General features: G+C 47.2%; 19 protein-coding genes and 1 pseudogene. 8 read left to right on the forward strand and 12 right to left on the reverse strand.

What is annotated here, in order from left to right:
- The first annotated feature begins 82 nt into the window (after window positions 1-82).
- Window positions 83-1,051, forward strand: a complete 969-nt coding sequence (locus tag FC82_RS00740; RefSeq protein ID WP_056995947.1) for a zinc-binding dehydrogenase — start codon at window positions 83-85, stop codon at window positions 1,049-1,051.
- 49 nt (window positions 1,052-1,100) lie between these two features.
- On the opposite strand, the gene FC82_RS16850 is transcribed toward FC82_RS00740, so the two are convergent.
- Both FC82_RS16850 and FC82_RS00745 read right to left on the reverse strand, forming a co-directional pair.
- Complete coding sequence (locus tag FC82_RS16850; RefSeq protein WP_162260913.1) at window positions 1,101-1,424, reverse strand: hypothetical protein; 324 nt, start codon at window positions 1,422-1,424, stop codon at window positions 1,101-1,103.
- Between the two features lie 171 nt (window positions 1,425-1,595).
- On the reverse strand, window positions 1,596-2,264 hold the full coding sequence (locus tag FC82_RS00745) for a hypothetical protein (RefSeq protein ID WP_054761707.1): 669 nt from the start codon (window positions 2,262-2,264) through the stop codon (window positions 1,596-1,598).
- Window positions 2,265-2,612: 348 nt separating this feature from the next.
- Here FC82_RS00745 and FC82_RS00750 point away from each other — a divergent pair, with 348 nt between their 5' ends.
- Window positions 2,613-3,701 (forward strand): Ldh family oxidoreductase, encoded by a 1,089-nt coding sequence (locus FC82_RS00750; RefSeq protein ID WP_054761706.1) that lies wholly within the window; start codon window positions 2,613-2,615, stop codon window positions 3,699-3,701.
- Between the two features lie 68 nt (window positions 3,702-3,769).
- Here the strand turns inward: FC82_RS00750 and FC82_RS00755 are convergent, their stop codons facing one another.
- Window positions 3,770-4,147 carry an acylphosphatase gene (locus FC82_RS00755; RefSeq protein WP_054761703.1) on the reverse strand — a complete coding sequence of 126 codons (378 nt, stop codon included), beginning with the start codon at window positions 4,145-4,147 and terminating at the stop codon, window positions 3,770-3,772.
- A gap of 742 nt (window positions 4,148-4,889) precedes the next feature.
- Between FC82_RS00755 and FC82_RS00760 the strand changes: the two are divergent.
- The 4 genes and pseudogenes from FC82_RS00760 to FC82_RS00775 all read left to right on the forward strand — a co-directional run bounded on the left by FC82_RS00760 (window position 4,890) and on the right by FC82_RS00775 (window position 8,206).
- Window positions 4,890-6,303, forward strand: a pseudogene (locus FC82_RS00760) (Na+/H+ antiporter NhaC family protein).
- A gap of 142 nt (window positions 6,304-6,445) precedes the next feature.
- On the forward strand, window positions 6,446-7,009 hold the full coding sequence (locus tag FC82_RS00765) for a cadmium resistance transporter (RefSeq protein ID WP_056995948.1): 564 nt from the start codon (window positions 6,446-6,448) through the stop codon (window positions 7,007-7,009).
- Window positions 7,010-7,029: 20 nt separating this feature from the next.
- Entirely contained in the window at window positions 7,030-7,344 is a 315-nt protein-coding gene (locus FC82_RS00770; RefSeq protein WP_054761702.1) for an ArsR/SmtB family transcription factor, read from the forward strand.
- 112 nt (window positions 7,345-7,456) lie between these two features.
- Window positions 7,457-8,206, forward strand: coding sequence for a nitroreductase family protein (locus FC82_RS00775; RefSeq protein ID WP_056995949.1), 750 nt, complete (start codon window positions 7,457-7,459; stop codon window positions 8,204-8,206).
- Between the two features lie 157 nt (window positions 8,207-8,363).
- Here the strand turns inward: FC82_RS00775 and FC82_RS00780 are convergent, their stop codons facing one another.
- From FC82_RS00780 to FC82_RS00795, 4 genes are all read right to left on the reverse strand, one after another.
- Window positions 8,364-9,131, reverse strand: coding sequence for a hypothetical protein (locus FC82_RS00780; protein ID WP_054761693.1), 768 nt, complete (start codon window positions 9,129-9,131; stop codon window positions 8,364-8,366).
- Window positions 9,124-9,840, reverse strand: a complete 717-nt coding sequence (locus FC82_RS00785) for an ATP-binding cassette domain-containing protein (RefSeq protein ID WP_054761691.1) — start codon at window positions 9,838-9,840, stop codon at window positions 9,124-9,126. Before FC82_RS00785 ends, FC82_RS00780 begins: the two co-directional genes overlap by 8 nt.
- Entirely contained in the window at window positions 9,837-10,214 is a 378-nt protein-coding gene (locus FC82_RS00790) for a GntR family transcriptional regulator (RefSeq protein WP_054761689.1), read from the reverse strand. Before FC82_RS00790 ends, FC82_RS00785 begins: the two co-directional genes overlap by 4 nt.
- 556 nt (window positions 10,215-10,770) lie before the next feature.
- The gene (locus tag FC82_RS00795) at window positions 10,771-11,520 is read right to left on the reverse strand and encodes an SDR family NAD(P)-dependent oxidoreductase (RefSeq protein ID WP_056995950.1); all 750 of its coding nucleotides are present in this window, start codon (window positions 11,518-11,520) and stop codon (window positions 10,771-10,773) included.
- Window positions 11,521-11,984: 464 nt separating this feature from the next.
- Here FC82_RS00795 and FC82_RS00800 point away from each other — a divergent pair, with 464 nt between their 5' ends.
- Window positions 11,985-13,148, forward strand: a complete 1,164-nt coding sequence (locus tag FC82_RS00800; RefSeq protein WP_056995951.1) for a GGDEF domain-containing protein — start codon at window positions 11,985-11,987, stop codon at window positions 13,146-13,148.
- Between the two features lie 186 nt (window positions 13,149-13,334).
- Here FC82_RS00800 and FC82_RS00805 read toward each other — a convergent pair whose 3' ends face one another.
- The 4 genes from FC82_RS00805 to FC82_RS00820 form a co-directional block, all read right to left on the reverse strand.
- Window positions 13,335-14,039: an EAL domain-containing protein gene (locus tag FC82_RS00805; RefSeq protein ID WP_056995952.1), complete on the reverse strand. Its 705-nt coding sequence runs from the start codon at window positions 14,037-14,039 to the stop codon at window positions 13,335-13,337.
- A 166-nt stretch (window positions 14,040-14,205) separates the two neighbouring features.
- Window positions 14,206-15,318 carry an LCP family protein gene (locus tag FC82_RS00810; protein WP_056995953.1) on the reverse strand — a complete coding sequence of 371 codons (1,113 nt, stop codon included), beginning with the start codon at window positions 15,316-15,318 and terminating at the stop codon, window positions 14,206-14,208.
- A 195-nt stretch (window positions 15,319-15,513) separates the two neighbouring features.
- Entirely contained in the window at window positions 15,514-16,914 is a 1,401-nt protein-coding gene (locus FC82_RS00815) for a sensor histidine kinase (RefSeq protein WP_056995954.1), read from the reverse strand.
- Entirely contained in the window at window positions 16,904-17,578 is a 675-nt protein-coding gene (locus FC82_RS00820; RefSeq protein WP_056995955.1) for a response regulator transcription factor, read from the reverse strand. The genes FC82_RS00815 and FC82_RS00820 overlap by 11 nt, the downstream gene beginning before the upstream one ends.
- Before the next feature lie 244 nt (window positions 17,579-17,822).
- On the opposite strand from FC82_RS00820, the gene FC82_RS00825 reads away from it, so the two are divergent.
- On the forward strand, window positions 17,823-19,625 hold the full coding sequence (locus tag FC82_RS00825) for a heavy metal translocating P-type ATPase (protein WP_056995956.1): 1,803 nt from the start codon (window positions 17,823-17,825) through the stop codon (window positions 19,623-19,625).
- A 136-nt stretch (window positions 19,626-19,761) separates the two neighbouring features.
- Here the strand turns inward: FC82_RS00825 and FC82_RS00830 are convergent, their stop codons facing one another.
- On the reverse strand, window positions 19,762-20,397 hold the full coding sequence (locus tag FC82_RS00830; RefSeq protein WP_056995957.1) for an LCP family glycopolymer transferase: 636 nt from the start codon (window positions 20,395-20,397) through the stop codon (window positions 19,762-19,764).
- Window positions 20,398-20,501 lie beyond the last annotated feature (104 nt).

Genomic DNA, 20,501 nt, shown 5'->3' on the forward strand with positions numbered 1-20,501 from the left:
CTCCATGGCCTATTTGTATAATTTGAACTTGTTGCACTTAGATTTTAAATCCGGGGATGATTTAATTTGAGAGGTGGATCTAATGAAAGCACTTGTCGTACCAGAACCAGCAGCAAAGACCTTGCAACAACTTGAATGGACGAACCGTTCAATGCCAAATCCGAAAGCGGATGAGGTTCTGATTCGCACGCGAGCAGTCGGACTGAACCCCGTCGATGTAAAAATCGTTTTTAACGGCTATTTTGACTGGACCTATCCCCATACTTTGGGACTAGACGTGGCCGGTGAAGTCATGGGCGTCGGTGACCGGGTCAGTGACTACAAAGTCGGTGATCGGGTAGCAGGTCATGCTAACTTTGCTGAAGACGGTGCTTTTGCAGAATACGTTACCTACCCCGCCGCAGCGTTGACGATCATTCCTGAAAGTGTCGACTACGAAACGGCTGCCGGGTGTCTCTGTGCCGGAATGACGGCCTACCAAGCGCTGTTTCGAAAAGCACAGCTCAATAACGTAGAAACGGTGCTGATTCACGCTGGTGCTGGCGGTGTCGGGAGCATGGCAATCCAGCTGGCAAATATTGCTGGCAAACACGTCATTACCACGGTTTCGGCCGCAAAGGAAGACTTCGTAGCCGCGTTGAAACCCGACGCCATCATTGATTATCATAAAGAAGATGTCACAAAACGTGTGCTCGAACTGACTCGCGGTTTAGGTGCTGATTTGATTATTAATAATATTGGAAATTCAGAGGCAGACTTCGACCGTATCGCTTACAACGGCCAACTGGTTTGCGTCCTGGATACACCAACGGACGCTCCGGAGGATAAAGCACTGTCCATCAGTAATCTGGATCTGGGTGGCGCGCATAGAAGCGGTAACCCCTGGCAGGTGCAAGACCTTGGTAAAATGGCTGGCGAACTGTTAGAACTGGTAGCTGATGGAAAAATCGACCCGCTGATTACAAAACGGTATGCCAGAGAAGACATTGTTGAGGGCTTGCGCGCTTTGGACGCGCATGAGATTGTGGGAAAGGCGATTGCAAAGTTTTAAAGTGTGGAAGAAGGCGTTTAAGGGGCTACTGGAACACGTTTCGGCAATGTCAAATGGCCCCAATATCGTCATCTCCGCAGTCAACCACCACCGCTTCAATTTTAAAAATGGAATAGAGTTGAAATAAAAAGACCAGCAATTTTCGCTGGCCTTTTTTTGGTATACGTATTGAGATTATCTGCTGTTGTATTCGCTGTTCGGCCGTTTGGTTCCAAGCCGATTTCTGAATCTTGGCCACCGTGCCGAAACATGTTCCAGATGGGCAAGGAGTTGCACATAAGCTAACATTGGCACAAATTCCTTGCTGGTCCGTTGGCTTTAATGATTGGTCTTTTTGGTAAAATAGGTTGGTAGTTTGTGCTGTTGAAGTCACCGGTTAACTGTTTGTTCCTAAGCCGATTTCAGAATTTTGGCCACCGTGCCAAAACGTGTTCCAGAAGGGCAAGGAGTTGCACATAAGCTAACTTTGGCACAAATTCCAAGCCCGGGAATTTGTGCCAAAGTTAGCTTATGCTCCACTCCTTGGGCGCCCTTCTTTCACACTCTAGCTTAACCACGAATCCAACCAAAACTTCTTTTGAATAAATACTTCACTAGCAGTCGCAGTCAGTTCCTGCACGACTTCAAAGTACGGGTCGCGATCCACTATCGCGTGGAATTGGGCTAATAATTGGTTGCGTTCTGCCGCATCCGTGATCAACCACTTTAGGGCATCCTGTTTTTCTAAAATCGCAACGATGTGCATGGTCACGTGCGGCACGTTTGTCTGCATCGTTTGCTTTAAATCGTTGATTGCCCCTGTCCGCGCGCCGTCTGTCGGAACATAGATGGTGTGCGGCTCCAAGTTATTCTGGAAAGTCACCTTTTCAACAATCTTTTGCTGTTCCAGTTCCGGCCCGATTCCGTCATAGAGTTCATTGGCAATATCCCAACTCGTCAAAAACTGAAGTTGTTTGGCTAACGGTTCCGTTTTGTTCAGTGTGGCCCGAAACTGTTTTTGAAACGTTGATAGGTACGCTGGTAAAGCGTCAAATTTTGTTTCGTCAGCAATCGTTAACTGCCCGCCGTCCTGAGCCAGCACACCATTATCCAGCAGATCCATCACCATCGTGAGTACAAAATAGGCCTGGGCTGTAAAGCGTGTGCGCAACATTGGCTTTTGATTAATGTTTTCGGTAATCAGTAAATCTGTTTTTGCCGTATTCAATTCCATTTCAAGACCCCCGATAATTAGTTTCAATAAGAAAATGAAACGCTAAATTGGTGAGACAACCAAATGATTTGAACGATTAAGCTCGGTTTAAGCTTGCCCTGTTAATTTTAAACTCTGAGTTGTTTCGACCTGACCACAACAATTGCCCAAAGTCTATCCACAACGGGCATGTAATGGATTTGTGACAGCAAACACAAGCATCAAATATGACAAAAACATTAAAATTAATAAACGATTAATAATTCATTAAAATAACGTTGACAAGGTCAGTCGACTACTCTAACATTTACATTGTGACTTTTAATAAAAGTTGTTTGTTCAAAATCTAACGAGTGTGGTGAAATACATATGGTAGAAAGATACGATAGTGATAAGATCAAAGAATTAGTTTTCAAAATTTACCAAGGTTACGGATTTACCGATGACCAAGCACATAAGGTTGCAGAAACCTTAATTTACACTGATTTACATGGCATTCAATCCCACGGGGTTCAACGAATGTTCATGTATGACCACTTTATTACAAACGGCAAGATTCGCGTTCAAAGCCGCCCAGAAATCGTCAAGGAAACACCTGTGAGTGCCGTGGTTGACGCTAATTTCGGCTTAGGGCAATTAAACGGGATCTACAGTATGGACCTTGCCATTAAAAAGGCAAAAGAGAGCGGAATTGGAATCGTCACCACCCGTCATTCTGGCCACTATGGCATTGCTGGTTACTATGCCAACATGGCTGCCGAACAAGGCTTGATCGGGATGTCATCATGTAACTCCCGGCCAGCCATGCTGCCAACATTTTCAATGCAGGCGTTTGTTGGGACCAACCCAATTGCGTTTGCCATGCCGGCTAACCCCCACAACTACATCTTTGATGCCGCCACAACGACGGTGCCGCAAGGTAAGGTTGAAGTTTACCGGAAACTGGGCAAGGATCTGCCAGCACTGTGGGTCGCAAAGGATGGCCAAACCCCTGTTTACGACCACAACGATAACGAAACCCTGGACAAAACGCGTGATCCAAAGGCGTATGTCGGCTTAGCCCCACTGGGTGGCGTCACCGAAGAGACCGGTGGCCACAAGGGCTTTGGTTTAGCTGTTATGGTCGAAGTCTTTACTTCAATCCTTTCAATGGGTGACACTTCCGCTGAAATCTCAGCTGAAGACACCTCAGTTGGGCCAGCCCAAAGCTTTATTGCAATTGACCCATCGATCTTTGGTGATAAAGACGCCATCATTGAGAAATTTTCCGACTATCTGCAACAAATTCGTGAATTACCGGCAGTTCCTGGTAAGACGATCTATGTTGCCGGTGACAAGGAAGCCTTAGCCTACGATGACCGTAAGACTAATGGGATCATCATCGATGACCACACCTTGGAAGAAGTTACTGACATTGCAAAACGGCTTGGTATCGATTACGAGCAGTATGTGAAGTAACAGGTTTCTGAAAAATACCAAAAAACTACAAAAAAAGGCGCCCCTCGTGGGTGTCTTTTTTTGGCCAGTCACTTTATTAAAAACTGATTCTCATCCAACGCCAAATCACAATCGTGTTCTTCAACAGCCGTCACGGTGATTCGTCTAACCCCATGCATAAAATAATCTTCCAAAAAGGCAAGCTGCGTGGGCGTTCCCTGAATCTCAGCTTCAACATCCAAATTCTCATTATTGACGACCCAGCCAGTAATGTGCATCCGGTCAGCGAGGGATTTTAGCAGAAGTCGAAACCCAACCTTCTGTACTTTGCCATGGAACACAAAATGACGTCGTTCTAATGGTTCCGGTTTCTGTGTTGGCAACGTCACCCCGCTGGCCTGGCGAATGACGTACCAGTCCCGCATTTTTCTTAATTGATGCAACGTCGCAACTGTTGCGCGATTCATGTGGATTCACCCCTATTACTCTTTTCTTTTACCAGTAGTATACACGTTTTAGACTGGTCAGTTACTGTGGTGGTTGCAATTTGGGATAAGTTTAAGGTATTGCGGGACGGAATATTGATGACGACAGGCCGTTCGCCCGCGTTTTGCAGGATGGTTGCGTGATGATGTTACGGCTGGCAGGCGGCTACTGCAGAAACGACTCTGGCCCAAAAAGTCAGGCTCGGACTTTTCTCTTGCATTTTTCTTTGTGATTCTTGCGATATGCTCTCCGGCTACCGTGCCGAAACGAGTTACAGAAGGCAGGGGGCGGAGCAGAAGCGACTTCTTTCACTCTCTCCTTGCATTTTCTTAAAATCCGCGATATACTCTCATTAATATTTAATGTCGGATAACACAATTAGAACTTCATCTGAGTGTCAGAAAGTTGGCGGTTGCTGCGAGCCAATCAGGGTGAATGCTTCGAAATACCGTTCCTTTGCCGGCAGTGGTTTGCTTGAGACCATTATCTTTCAGAGAGAGGTGTCCTTCTGGGCACAATCTGGGTGGTACCGCGGTAAAGTCTAATCGTCCCTGTTGCATATAATGTGCAATGGGGACGATTTTTTTGTAAAGCTTTGTACAAATAGGCGCCTTGCGTGATCAGCAGTAATACAACTGTTGCAATCGCCAGACTTCTGAAACACGGTTCAGTAACATGTTAGAGATACCACCAAAGTCAAAAATACATAAGTTGAGGGTGATTATGATGATGAAAGTTAAATTGAGTATGAGAGAAGCAATTATTGTGCTGGTCATTGACCTAGCCATTATGGGGAGCGGCGTTATCGGGTTAGGCTTGTCGCCACAGGTCCCCGTTCTATTGGCCATTACCGTGACAATTTTCTGGGCCAAGTTCAAGGGGCTCAACTGGGATCAGATCAACGCCGGGATCAAAGACGGGATCGATAAAAGGCATCATTCCCATTGTTATCTTTATCCTGATTGGCGCCATGATCAGTACCTGGATCGCCGCCGGAACAATTCCAACATTGATGGTCATTGGTTTCAAAGCCATCAGCGCCCAGTGGTTCTTGCCCACGGTATTTCTGGTCTGTGCGCTCGTTGGGGCAGCAGTTGGCAGTTGTTTTACGGTTGTCTCAACTGTCGGGATCGCATTCTTCGGCATCGGCATTACCATGGGCTTCAACCCGGCGTTAGTGGCCGGCGCTATCGTTTCTGGCGGGGTCTTTGGGGATAAACTTTCCCCACTGTCCGAAACGAATAACCTGGTGGCAGCCGTGGTGGACACCGACCTGTTTGACCACATGAAAACGATTCTGTGGTCGACGCTGCCGGCAGCGGCAATCTCAACGGTTGCCTTCGCTGCCCTAAGCATGGGTCACAGCCACGCCAACATGACCAAAATCAACACTACAGTGGCCGCCCTCTCCGGCGACTTCCACATTTCCATCATTTCCCTGATTCCAATCGTCCTCGTGTTCGTTTGCGCCGGCTTCAAAATGGCGGCCATTCCAACAATGCTGCTGAACGTCTTCGTGTCTGCCGGCATGATGTTCGTGAATAACCCTAGTCTTTCCATCAATAAGGCGACCGATATCATTACCAATGGCTACGTTGCAAAAACCGCTAATTCAGAAGTTAACTTACTCCTGTCCCGCGGCGGGATCGTCAGCATGATGCCAACGGTCGCACTGATTGTTTTGACGTTGTCCCTTGGTGGGCTGCTCGTCAACTTTGGCTTAATCGGCGCCGTTATGACACCGTTGTCGACGAAATTGAACAGTCACGCCAAACTTGTAACAGCTGCCATTGCGTCTTGCATCGGCATCAACATCTTTGTCGGCGAACAATTCCTCTCTATCATTCTGCCTGGCCGGTCATTTAAAAAAGCCTTCAACGACGGCGGCCTGCAGAGTTCCGCTCTCGGTCGGGTTCTTGAAGACGGCGGGACCGTGCTGAACTACCTCGTGCCTTGGGGTGTCGGCGGCGTATTCATCGCCAACACACTGGGTGTGCCGACCATTCAGTACCTGCCATTCGTTTTCTTCAGCCTGTTGTGCCCAGTGATGTCACTGATCAGCGGGTTTACCGGAATTGGACTGCATACTGGTGAAACAACACCGACGAAACCGGCGGCAAAAACTGCCGAAGCTTAAAAATCAGGATTACTAGCACGCCATGGACCCCTTCATGGCGTGTTTTTTTGCCCAAAAAAGACGGTTGGCGCTTGTTCGTGAGTTGACATATGTTATATGCAACATATAATATATGTATCAAAGCGAAAAGGAGGCTGCGACAATGAATTATTGGCTATTATTAATAACGTTTATCAGCGTCAATCTCGATTTTTTCTTTATGCTGATCTTCCTGCTCAAAAAATATCCCCTCCCAAAAGTTATGCTGGGCTATCTGCTGGGCAACCTAGTGTTACTGACGTTAAGTTTCTTCGTGGGCAAGACACTTGCGCTATTCTTACCGGAATGGCTGCTCGGGGTTCTGGGTGTCCTTCCCATCTACATGGCGCTTCGCGATGATGACGATAACGCTGACGACAAAACCAGCAGCTCACAGGTTTGGGCGGTTTTCATCACCTATCTGTCAGTATGCGCCGGTTGTAATCTTTCCATCTTCCTGCCGGTCTTAGTTGGTGAAACTATGGTACACTTTCTTATGACGTTAGCGTTTATCAGCGTTTTGACCCTTATTGTAGTTATCATCATTAAAGGCGTTGCTGGCATTCCCGCCGTTGCAACCGTGATGACCGCTCATGGTGAAAAACTGATGAAGGCCTGCTACATTGTGATTGGCCTGTACGTTTTTTGGGACAGCGGCCTTATTAGTCACCTGCTGACGTTAATATAATTCATTCGAGGTAACGCAACATGGACGTGAACGACGCGCTCATTGATGAAGCAGTCAAAATTTATAAAGTGCTGAGTAATAAAAATCGCATTAAGATCCTCTACTTTTTGGAAAATCACGAAGCCGATGTTTCCAGTATTGTTGATCATTTAAGCATCGATCAGCCTGTCGTTTCCCATCAACTGGCCATTCTTTATCAGTATCAGCTGGTCACGAAAACGAAACAGGGTAAGCACATGTACTATTGTTTGGACGATCCGCATATTTTGAAAATGGTCGATGCCATGCTGGGCCATGTGTCGCATGAAATCAAGGGCGAACCGCACCAATATTAGGCACATCACTCATTAGTTTTAATAAGTCTTTTATCATGAAAAAGCGTTTGATAAACTGTCAGCGCTATTACGACGCTTGTTGATACTCATTCAAAATCAGGGAGCCTTGATTATGGAAACAAATCGTGTGGAAACATTACTCTTCAATCATCGTTCGATTCGGACATTCACCCCAACACCTATTTCGGACAAGCAGTTCGCCCGGCTATTAAGTGTTGGCCAAAAAGCGGCCAGCTCACATTATATGCAGGCTTACTCAGTGATCCGTGTCAAGGATCCCCAAAAATTAGCCGCTATTTCTAAAATCTGTAACCATGATTTTGTGAATGATCACGGTGATTTGGCCATTTTTATTGCCGACCAAAATCGTAACATTAACCTCGCGCAGGACACTAGTGATCCTCAGCACCTGGCAGACTTTGACCACCTGTTGGCCAGTGTTTTTGATGCTGCTTTAGCTGCTCAGAATTTGATTACTGCTGCCGAAAGTGAAGATTTAGGCGCGTTTATTATGACTTCGATTCTAAACGATGTCCCAGCCTTAATAAAAAATCTGAATCTGCCGAAGTATACATTTCCGCTATTAGGGGTGGCGCTTGGCACAACAACAGCTGATATTCCGGAACAAAAACCGCGCTTACCTCAAGCAATTCAGTTAATGACAGATACGTACCAGCTGCCGGCCGATTATCAGGCCTTGATGAAAACCTATGACCAAACCGTCCATGACTATTATCAGCACCGTAAAAGTCATGCTCGGGAAGAAACGTTCAGCCATATGGTCAGTCACCAAGCCGATATTCACAATCCAAAACGAGCAAATTTCAAGAAAATATTGGAACAACAGGGCTTTCATTTTTAATGCCATGTTACCCTAGTAAAAAGAACCTCAACAATGTAGAAATTGTTGAGGTTCTTCTACTGTTCAAATGGCTTCTTTTGTCATCAATGCAGCGCGCAAAACATATGGTAATTTCTCAATCAAGGTCAGAAAACCATCACCTATTTTGCACCAACTTCTAAGCCGCTTTAGTACTCGTTTCCACCCAACGCTTCATCAAGTAAACATTCAGTGCGGACAACACGACTGTACTGATCACAAAATACAGTGTGCCCAGCAGTAAGGCTGTCGTAAGTTGGGTCGAGGCGCTAACCCCTAATAGACTGGAACTAAACATGTTGCTCAGGATTTGACTCATTAATTTCTGCAGCCAGTTAACAATGTTGAGGACCACAATGAAAATCACGATGGCCAGCACGACTCGAATCAGTCGTTGTCTGAATGCTGGCAGAAAAGCTGAGACCGAGACGATAACGAAGTGGATCGTACTGATGAATACCCAGCCGAACAACAGGAATGCCAGCATAAGCAGTTGCCCGCTTAACAGCTGCGGCCAGTAGCCATTGCCAATGTTGGTAAGACTGCTGATTTCAGAAATGCCACAAATGACCATAATGACGAGTTCCAAAATATAAAAGTACACGAACGTCAGCACCGTTGCCAGCACGTTTGCCAGATACAGTTTGGTGTCTGATACCGGGATCAGCCGATACTTGTTACTTGTCCAGACATGTTCTTGATCGCGGGCTAATAAGATAAATAACACAATCGTCAAAAGCATGAAGACGACCATCGAGATATGGCTCATAATACTGAGACTGCCACCATTAAACAGGCCGTAAATCGTAAACACAACCAAGGCAATCAGACCGAATCCAGTCATTTGGTACATGGTTCGGTTCTTTTCCTGCCACAGCGTCACTAATAATCTGCCGAAACTAGTCATTGTCAGTTTCCCCCTCCGCGTAAAAGCTTTCATAATAGTCTTCAATGCTTTGACCATTATTTTCTCGAATCTCGTCGGCCTTCTTTTGATCCACAATCGTGTGATCCTTGACGACGGCCACAGCGTCCAAAATATTAGCGATATCGGTCACATGGTGATCACTGACCAAAATCGTGGCCATTTCGGGTTTCCATTCAATGATACTGGAAACAATTTTCTTCCGGCTCATACTGTCGATACCGTTGAACGGTTCGTCCAACAGGTACAACTTGGCATGCCGGGATAGCGCGATGGCTACGACAAACTTCTGGTGGTTCCCACGAGAAAGCTGGTTGAAACGTTGATCTAACCCCAGCCCCAGATCAGTCGCAAGTTTACGAAAATTAGCCATGTCAAAATCTGGATAAACATGATCGTAGAAATCAGCAATATTAACTAATCTGCGGTTATCGTTAACGCCTGCCACCTGCTCACTGAAGCTGACAATTGCTTTACGTTCGGCTGGTGTGCCCTGATCACCAAGCCGAATGGTGCCATGGTAACTCGTTGCCGCTCCAGCAATCAGCCGCATCAGGGTCGTTTTCCCGGCCCCGTTTGCGCCGAGTAACCCCACGATTTGATTGGGTTCCAGAGTGAGATTCAAGTCCTCCAAAATTGTTTTTAAATTCCGTTTATAGGTTAAATTTGCTACCGTTAATAATGTTGTCATGCTTGTGCCTGCTCCTTTCGTTTTGCAATGTAGTCGGTCAAATACGCAACCATGTCTTCTGGTGCGATCTGGAGGTCAGCCAACCTGTCGTACATCAGCGCCAGTTGTTCCTCAACAACCCGATGCTTGAGATCAGTCAACGTTGCCACATCCGTGGTCACAAAGTTGCCACGGCCACGCTTGGACTCCAGAATACCTTCATTAATGAGCTCACTTAACGCCCGCTGAATCGTATTCACGTTCACCGTCAGCGTCAACGCCAATTGCCGGACAGCCGGCAATTTATCCCCCGGTGCCAAGTGGTTCACGATGATTTCTTGATAAATATATTGCTTGATCTGGTAATAAATTGGGATCTTATCATCGAATTCCAAGATGTGTGTCCTCCTTTACTAGTGTATTAGCCTTCTATTACACTATAACCGTTTATGACAAATTTAGCAAGGATTTGTTACAAACCGCTTTGACATTTGGTGCTCAGCTTCCTGGTAAAGTTGTTTTGACACCTGGAGAAAGTAGTATAAGTCTGTAAAAACTGGCGTAACAACCATTGGTCTGTGTAACGCCTTTCAATTTATTTGCCTGGAGGGCTATGAAAATCAAATTTTAAACTCATCGCAAGAAGCGCCTGGGACACCAGCCGATTTTTGTCCCTCAGAATAAGAAAGGCCCCCATCTAAAGCCCAAATTGGGTTTTAGATAGGGGACACTTCGACGGGGGACGCGTGAGTGAAAATAACGTTGAATTCTTCGCCACCCGCCCGGAAAAAATAAAACGCGGTACTGTATTGTTGCAATACCGCTACAGCAGCGCCTCGAAAGCAGCCTATATTTGATTGGCAGCGCACCGGCCAAAACGCTCATTGATTCGAGCAAAATGATCAATATCAATAACGGTGACATCCACTGGTCTGACGTCCGTCAACTCAATTACCACTGAATCGTTCCAGCATTTTCGGTAAAACTGCCATTGGCGGTAAAAGTCGGATCACTGGCAACCTTAACAATCTGTGCAGCGCCTTCTGTGACTGTCTGCATGCCCGCAGGTGTTGGCGCATCACTGGCTCGACCACCAAACTCCGTTGCCGTCCAACCAGGATTCACTGAGTTCACAGTAATGCTGGTATCAATCAATTCCTTACTGAAACTAATGGTGGCAAAGTTAACCGCAGCTTTAGATGCCTGATAGCCAAGTGAGTTCACTCCGTAAAATTGTGATTCTGGCGCCGCCGCTAACGACAACGACCCCATATTGCTGGAAACGTTAATGATCCGTGCAGAATCGGCTTTTTTCAACAACGGCAGCATCGCTTGAATCACATCCACCACGCCAAAGAAATTCACATCAAAGTCTTTGCGCATAATGGCTGTCGGCATATCTGAAGCGGCTTGATGATTGTCCATGGCAACCCCAGCGTTGTTGATTAAAACGCTCAAGTACCCATAGCGGTCGTTAATGGTGACGGCCGCTTGTGTGATCTGCGCTTGACTAGTCACATCCAATTGAACAAAGCTTGCTTCGATCCCCATGTTCTGCAACGCATCGGCTGCTGAGAGCCCCTTACGTTGATTTCTGGCACCAATCACGATCACCTGTCCCAGTTGACCAAGTTCCCGTGCCGTTTGAAATCCAATGCCCTTATCCGCACCCGTTATCAGGGTCACAATCGGTTGTCCCATTCTATCGCTTCCTTTAATCATTATCTGATTGAGTTTCCGAACCTAGTTGTTGTATTCATCATATCGGCTGTACGCTTGAGAATCAAGCATGGCACTGTGAAAACTGATTTTTGAGGGAAGCGGCTAAAACAACTATACCCCTTCTGGATGCAGGCATACCATCTACTGGACAGCAGGCCGCATGCGGTTGCCATGGCAGCCATTTGGTTACATGGCAGACAGTAAGATGACTTTTGCTCATCTTGTGATCCGACCGCATGCGTTATGGTTGCGTTTGCCACAGCTATCATTTTTCAACAAAACAAGGCAAAAATGTTGAAGATAATAGTGAAATGCCCTAGCACTCACCAAATAATTAGGTTATGCTTAGGTTAGTATAGTTTGTCACAAATAGCATTAGATTTTAACAAAGTTAGGCCTTATCGTCTGTTATGTTAAAACCATATGAACTGGAGGCAATGGCAGTGACAGTTTTTGAACTTCCCCTATCACAATGGTTACTGAAAATTGTCCTAAGCATTTTCTTCATAACCGGTTATAACAGCGTTTACGTTGTCCTTTGGCATCACGCGAATAATAAAGCAGCTGACAACTCGCCGCATACATTTTGGTATCGCTTAAGCGTAACGGTATTTTGTTTGCTTGCCAGTCTTTTTTTGTATGCGGCTCAGTTAGCCGTAAACGCACCAATGCTTATTCTCAACATGGTGCTGTTCATGCTGACGCTGCCGCTGCTTGCTACAGATATCCAATTCTGGGAATATCTGACACGATTGGGTGGATTACTGATTTTCCTGGTTGCCACCCACGCAGTAATTGCGAGCCCAGTGTTCATCGTTGGTCTAGCGATTTTCCTGGGGTTATGCTGGGTTAACTGGCACTATCGGCACCACATCAACTACGGTCACCTGCTCCCCAGAATAGCGTTTAACTTGTACTTAGCCTGCCTGTTCTGGATTCCGCTGACCACACCTCAAGGTCAGTACTACGCGTCAAAAATGATATTCCAAGGCATTGCCATGTATGTGGTCATCACCATTATTTCCGGAATCTATCTTCTTGTGCAGTATCGCAGTATCTCCCATGATCGAACAATGACTCACTTGGCCGACTATGACGCCCTTACCCACGCCAAGAATTATTCCATGTATACGCGCGATGCCACCGAATTGTTTTCTGACGCCCAAAAGCACAGCGACCCCTTGACACTCATGACCCTTGATGTCGACCATTTCAAACACATCAATGATACGTACGGCCACCTGGCAGGCAACGCGGTGTTGATCAACATTGCAAACACCCTCCAAACAACACTGCAACATCATGGCAAAGAAGACCAAATCTACCGCACCGGCGGCGAAGAATTCAACATCGTTTTCCCAAAAATGACCCCGGAGCAAGCCAACCCCATTGTCAACGAGTGTTGGAATGCCATACGTTCTGCAGACTTTAAATACAAGGGCCAAATTATTAACGTCACCATTTCTGTCGGCGTTACAGCAATGCGGTCGGACGACAGCCTGATTGATGATACTTATCGGCGGGCCGATGAAAGTTTGTATATGAGTAAGCAACATGGACGCGATAAAGTCACGGTTGAAGGGCACTTGCAGAATATGGCTGGTTAGCTGGTTAGTACGCGTAACGTTGATTTCCGTCATATACAATAAGAATCATTGGAACATACAAAAACATTTTCGCACTTTCCTCTCAAATTAATCACAGTAAAAGAGCCTTTAGCCAACGCCAAATTGCGTGTGGTTAAAGGCTCTTTTCGTCCAATTTCTGCTTAATCATTTCTCTTCATTTCGGCTTTACGCGTTTTTCTCCATCCGTGAACTGTCGTTGAGTTCACCCCGATAGAACAACAAATGCGGTTTGCCATAGTAGTATCCCTGACGTAAAGCAATATCTAAGCCGTCAAGAGCCGATTGATCGCCTGGCGTCTCAACGCCTTCAACAAGGAACCGCAAGTGGTATGCATTGCTCACACGGCGCCATTCATGAAGCTCTTCGGGAATCATTATCTCATTTCCGTCGTGTCGAAAATTCTGCAGAGCAACTTTTAATTCGGAAACATATGGCAGCAGGCACTCAATCCGATCAAGCTGATTCTCGCCAGTACCTACATCATCTAAGCTCACTTGAACACCGCCATCATGCAGCGTCTTGATTTGTTTGAGCACACAAGCCGGATCATTAGCATCTTCACAGACCTCTTCGGTGAGTTCCACAACCAGCCGAACAGGGTGAATTTTTGCTTGGAATTCAATCAACTGCTGGACAACATCCGGGTCCTGAAGCTGCACACGATTTAAATTAAAGCCAAGGTAGTGTGACTTAAGATGAAGTGCATCAACGCAGCGGCATAGCAATTTCAACTGGCAAGCCAAGGAAATGGCTGAAAAATCTTTCGGCAACATCCAGCGGCCATTGCGTGATTCGCGAATGAGGGTCTCGTAACCGACAATGGACTGCTTGAATCGATTGACCTGAGGTTGCACAAAAAAACGATACATGAAGATTTTCCAACTTTCTTTTTTGACAAAGGGACCCAACAACACACGTACATACACTAACAAATTAGTCCATTATAGCGTTTAACTTACTGTTTTTAAAGGCGAAATCTCAAAATAATCGATTTAAATAACGTGAAAACGTTTTAAAGTCAATCATTCACCATAATTAATTTGAACTCGAATCGTTGGCGTATAAAACTTGTTTCACCGCATCAGGAATCGTGAATTTGGTTGCGTTACCTGCTAATACAGGACCGGTCACCGCTTTTTTCAATGACAATGACTGCCGTAACTGGTTCGTCACATGCTGTTGTTCTAACCGTGGCATGACTTGAAAAGAGATGCCCTGGTACCACAAACTTGTTTCGTTCACGGAGATGGCTTTGACTTTCTTTTTCGGGTTATAGTATCCAGTCGCCAAACTCAACATATCCTTCGTCGTTAAATTAGTGCGCAAGTTTTCTGAGATAGAACGCATAAATTTCTTGTTCAAAAGTAACGTTGGGTTCTTTGCTTGCTTAACCAACTGAGCAATAACTAGACGCTGCCGTTCCGTCCGGCCATAGTCACCGCGCGGGTCTTCGTAACGCATTCTCGTAAACGCCAACGCGGCCTGACCGTTCATCTTCGAGTAGGTCTTAAAGTGTTTCCCGTCCTTAGCGTATTTAAACTTAGTCTGCCCCTTGTAGAATTTATACAGTTTCTTACCGTAATCATGGGAAGTGGCCGTACTGAAGGTAAACGTCAGCGGTGATTTAACCTGGATGCCGCCGATTTGATTCACTAGTTTCTCCAACCCGCCCATGTTTACCAGTGCGAAATAGTCTACTGGGACGTTAAGATACTTTGAAATGGTCGACATCGTATCGCTAACATTGGTAAACGTATAAACCGCGTTGATTTTCTGCGGAAACGTGGATTCCAAACCAGGAATAGCAATCATTGTATCCCGGGGAATCGACACCAGATGAATGCCCTTTGATTTACTGACAGTAATCAGCATCATGGTATCAGTCCGCCCCTTATCCGTGCGGTCAAGCGCCCCGGTATCGGTACCCATTAACAAGATGGAAATTGGCTTGCCCTTGCGAATAATGGCGTCCGTCTTTCGACCACCCTTCTCGTTAACTTTTGTATACGAGGCCGATAAACTCGTACTGACAGACTGGTAAATTGTGTTCAACCCGTAGAAAATGCCAACCAGCACGATGATCAAAACCCCAAGGGCGATCCACCGACCCCGTCTATGCTGATGATGCCGTGCCATTCGATTATTCATAATTCTCACCCTTACCCTTATTAAATACGTAAAAAAAAGCTGATGTTCGAAAAAAACACACAATTTAGTGTAATTTTTTTCGAACATCAGCGCTACATACGCGAAATGAATATTTTCTGAATGTTTTTAAGGTAAGCGTTAGTCTAAGAACTTAACAGGATCACTTGTGGCTCGTCCGGCTGATATAGGCCGATATCACACTTGTTTCTGTTCACGCACAAACGTCAGTACAAATCGGGACCCAGTCGGCTTGTTATCCTGAACGGCAACGGTTGCCTCATTCAACGCTGCCAATTGTTTAACGATTGCCAGTCCGATTCCGTATCCAGCAACGCGTTTTGACCGTGACTGATCCGCCCGATAGAAACGGTCAAAAATTTTGTCCTTATCGGCGTCACTGATACCAATCCCTTGGTCAGCCACAGTCAGCACAACGTGTTCATCATCCGTTTGTGCCGCGCGGACGGTCACCGTCGAGCTACTATCCGAGTATTTGCGTGCGTTATCGATCAGTGCCGTCAGCATCTGCTGAACCTGACCTGCGTTGGCGTGCAGTTGCAGTGTTTCCGGCAGCTCGGCCACGACTTGCTGGCCATCCGCATACTGGGCGATCACAGTCTGGACGATCGGCACCAGATCAATCGTTGTCAACTGGGTCTCAGCCCTGTCCGAACGCGACAGTTCAAGCAGACTGGTAACTAGGCCCTGCATCTGCGAGGCTTCATCCTCAATGTAGTGGACTGAATCCGAAACAAGTTCCGGATGGTCGGTCGCGTGCTTCAGCAGCAATTCAGTGTGCCCCAAAATAACCGCAATTGGGGTTCGCAGTTCGTGGGAGGCATCCGAGATAAACTGCTGATTTTTTAAAATGGTGTCATTCAAAGAGGCCAGCAGGGTGTTAAAAGCATCGCCCAATTCTTGAACTTCCTGCGGGTTGGCAGGAACGGTCAGCGTTTCATGGTAGGACTGTTTCGGCTTTTGGATGAGTGCCTGGGTCGAATCTGTCAGCGCCGTCAGCGGTTGGTTGAGCCGTTGCGACAATTTGGAAATAGTCCAGACACCGATGACCAAACTCAACACCAAGATAATAATCACAAGTTCCAGAATAACGACGAACATCCGCACGAGCCGATTTAAACTGAGCCAGACCGTGTAATGCATCGTAACTGGCTGACCGCGTAACATGGTTTGCTTACTAGTCGTGGTGTGGTAGTAAATACCCACGCCCCGTCGATAAACGAAATGACTGCTGCCAAGAAATTTGTGTAATGGCTGGCTGATCAATTTGCGGGTGCCCTTCGTTGTGTGATGAAACAGCGTGGTGCCGTTACTCGTCGTGGTAAATTCGACGAAGGTTGCGTTGGTATCCACATCATAGTTATTTTCCCAAAACCGCCACCGCACGTTACTGCCCGAAGTCGTATTTTTCAACGTTTGAATGACATCTTCGGAATAATCGCGCTTGTCCTCCAATAATCGATAGCCGACAAGGCTGATGATCGATAAGCTCGTCAGCATGACAATGATCACAATCATCACAGCATAGACCCTCGTAAATCGGGAAGCACTGGTGTAAGACTGCTGTTCAGTTGTCATTGGTCGACCTCATAGTGTAGCCGATTCCGCGAACCGTTTGGATGATGTCGTTGTTCGTGTCGCTGATTTTCTCACGCAGATGACGGATATAAACATCAAGAATGTTGGTGCCCCCAGTGTAATCAGTTCCCCAGACCTGGTCCAGCAAATCATCACGGCTGACCACTTGATTGGTGTTTTTGACCAGCGCCAGTAACAGGTTGTATTCTCGCTGACTGAGTTGAATAAAGGTGTCATTTTTAACAACGGAGTGGGCCTTCGTGTCCAGCCGGATATCGTTGACCTGATAACTGGCGCGTTCGTGACCACGCCGCAACACCACCCGGATACGTGCCAGCATTTCTTCCATTTTAAATGGTTTGGTAATGTAGTCATCGGCACCGTAATCCAGGCCAGCCACCTTATCGCTGACGTAATCGCGGGCGGTCATCATAATTATCGGCACATCGTCTGTTTGGCGAATGCGCCGCAGCACGCCCAGCCCATCCATCTTTGGCAGCATCCAATCCAGTAAGATCACATCAACTTGGGCGTTGTCTTGGTATATTTGCAGCCCCTCCAGCCCATCATAAGCAGTGAGCACCGCGTAGTTTTCAAATTGTAATTCCGTTTTTAAATAGGCGACCATTCCTGGTTCGTCTTCTATTACTAATACAGTTGGCATAGTCTGCCCCCTTTTTGATAATCGTCCCTCATTATAGCTGATTTCTTCTTGCGGATGGTCAATCGAACATAAATGATACCCTTTCGCAACATAATTGTTTTATAGACACCTGTTCCGTAATTATTCCTAACGGCGATTCACTGTTTATCTAATGTTGGCATGGCCGAGTGCCTTTCCTAGACCTGTTACGTTTATCACGAGATAATTAAGTCGTACCAAAACACACTTTATTGGGGGTGTTCTGATGAACAAGCTAGCAAATTACAAACGACTCTGGATGGTCCTTATTGTGGGTATCCTCGCCTTTATCCTGGAATTCGGCGCCCACCAAAACGGGGTTGCACAGGTTTTAGTCACTGTGCTGGGGTCCCTGATTGCACTGTTAATGTTCGTGGACATGGTCAAAACCCTTCGGTCAGGCAAATTCGGCGTTGACCTATTGGCCATCACCGCAGTCATTGCCACGCTGGCCATTGGTGAATATTGGGCTGCGCTCATCGTACTCCTGATGCTGACCGGTGGCGACGCCCTGGAAGATTACGCCGCCAACAAAGCCAACTCTGACTTGAAGCAGCTGCTCGAACGGTCACCGCAAACCGCGCACTTGATTGGTGAAACGAAAAGGGACGTTGCCGTCAATGAGGTGCAAGTCGGCGACCGCTTGCTGGTCAAACCAGGCGAAGTGGTTCCTGTCGATGGCACCTTAGTCAGTGGCACGACGATGCTGGACGAATCTTCTCTGACGGGGGAATCGCGCCCGGTCGACAAAGCGGTTGGTGATACCGCCATGTCTGGTTCAGTCAATGGTGATGCCGCCATCGAAATCGTTGCGGATCGTCAAGCCAAAGATAGTCAGTACCAGAATATCATTCGGTTAGTAAAGCAGGCTGAGGCGCAACCCGCCCATTTCGTCCGGATGGCTGACCGGTACGCGGTGCCATTTACCCTGCTGGCCTACGTGATTGCCGGAACTGCCTGGGCGATTTCCGGCAACCCGGAGCGGTTCGCGGAAGTCCTCGTGGTCGCGTCACCATGTCCGCTGATTCTGGCCGCGCCAATCGCCCTAGTCGCCGGTATGAGTCGGGCCAGCCAAAATGGGATCATCGTTAAGACTGGGACAACGCTTGAAAAGTTGGCCAAAGTCAAAACGATTGCGTTTGACAAAACGGGGACGATTACCAAAGGGAATTTAACTGTCACCGATGTCGTGCCCGAAGACGGCACCACTGAGACCCAGCTGCTGGCGCTGGCTGCGACTGCTGAACAGCAGTCCAACCACATCCTCGCCCGGGCCATCGTCGCTGCCGCGCCCGACCAGTTGCCCAATGCGGAAAATTTGACTGAGGTCACAGGCGGCGGTGTTCAAGCCACAATCAATGGGCAGGTGATCAAAGCTGGCAAAGCCGACTTTGTGATGCCGGATAACAGTATTCAAAAAACGGGCGTCACGGCGGTATACGTTTCCGCTGATAACCACTATCTCGGCCACATTAGTTTTGCGGACGAACTGCGTCCGGAAGCCAAAACCACAATGACCGCACTGCACGGTTTAGGCATTGACCACCTGCTAATGATTTCTGGGGACCGGCGGCCGATCGCCGAAAAAATTGCCAAAGCTGTCGGTATCGATAACGTGAACGCTGAATGTTTGCCAAGCGACAAAATCAAAGTACTCGCCAACATTGCCCCTGAACAACGCCCCGTAGCCATGGTCGGTGATGGTGTCAACGATGCACCTTCCCTAGTCACCGCCGATGTCGGCTTGGCCATGGGTGCTAGCGGTGCCACTGCAGCCAGTGAATCCGCCGACGCCGTCATCATGAAGGACGACCTCGGTCGTGTGGTCTCCGCCACTAAAATTGCCCGCTACACTATGAAAATCGCCCGCCAAGCGGTCCTCATCGGGATCGCCATCTGTACGATCCTGATGCTCATCGCCAGTTTCGGGGTTATTCCAACCATCATCGGCGCGCTGTTGCAAGAAGTCGTTGACACCGTCACGATTTTGTATGCATTGCGGGCTCGAAGTCAGCGAGCAGATGTCTGAGTTTCGTATTTCCGTTTGTGTGAGTTAAGTTTGTGCAGAAGGCCGTTGCATTCTGCACTTTGGCACGGCACAGTGACGGCTCACGAAAATAAAAAACCACTCCCAGCGTATAAGAGGAGTGGTTTTTTTATCCAATCTACTTGGTCAGTGCGGCGCTGATGGCTTGCTTAGCCGTGCTCAGGTGCCATGGTGTGACAAGTGACAGCGTTTGACCATTGGCAACTCGGGTCGCACCTTTCAAATCTTGGTGCTTAACGGACTGAGTGGCGGTCAGGTAGTCGCCGGTAACGGTCTTCAACTGACTTGCAGAAAGGCTGGTAGCTGTGTTGTGCTTCAACACGTCCAGCGCACCAACCTTAGTCAAATTTTTGGCCGTGTTTTCATTTGTAACAACGTACCCATCAACTGAAACACCCATCAAATCGCGAACCGTTTGAACGGCGGTCGTTGCACCACCAGCATCATAGGCAGTTGATAGCGGCATCAGCGCATAGTTCTTGTAGCCACGGATCGTGGTCTCCTCGTTGTTTGGAATCTTGGTGAGCAATGTTTCTTTCTTATCAGGATTCAGCGAAACAAGGGTCATGCTGGCTTGGGCTTTACCCTTTGCCGTTGTGCCGATGACCAGCACGTTCAACGGGTCATGGGCACTGACCTTCGTGCTGGCCGCCTGCGTTGGTTGCACATCTAGTTGATACCATGCAAACCCGACTCCGATCACCAACACTGCGACAATTGCCAAAAATGCTTTGTTCTTCAATACTTTAATCATAATTGAAACCCCCTTTAATTGATTACAGGAGTCATTCTGCACTTTTTTGGAAAAAATCGCGCCTGGAAATTTGGTAGTTGAAGAGCGTATCCGATTATTTATGA

Origin of the sequence: Secundilactobacillus collinoides DSM 20515 = JCM 1123, assembly GCF_001435975.1 — a bacterium.
GTDB lineage: Bacteria > Bacillota > Bacilli > Lactobacillales > Lactobacillaceae > Secundilactobacillus > Secundilactobacillus collinoides.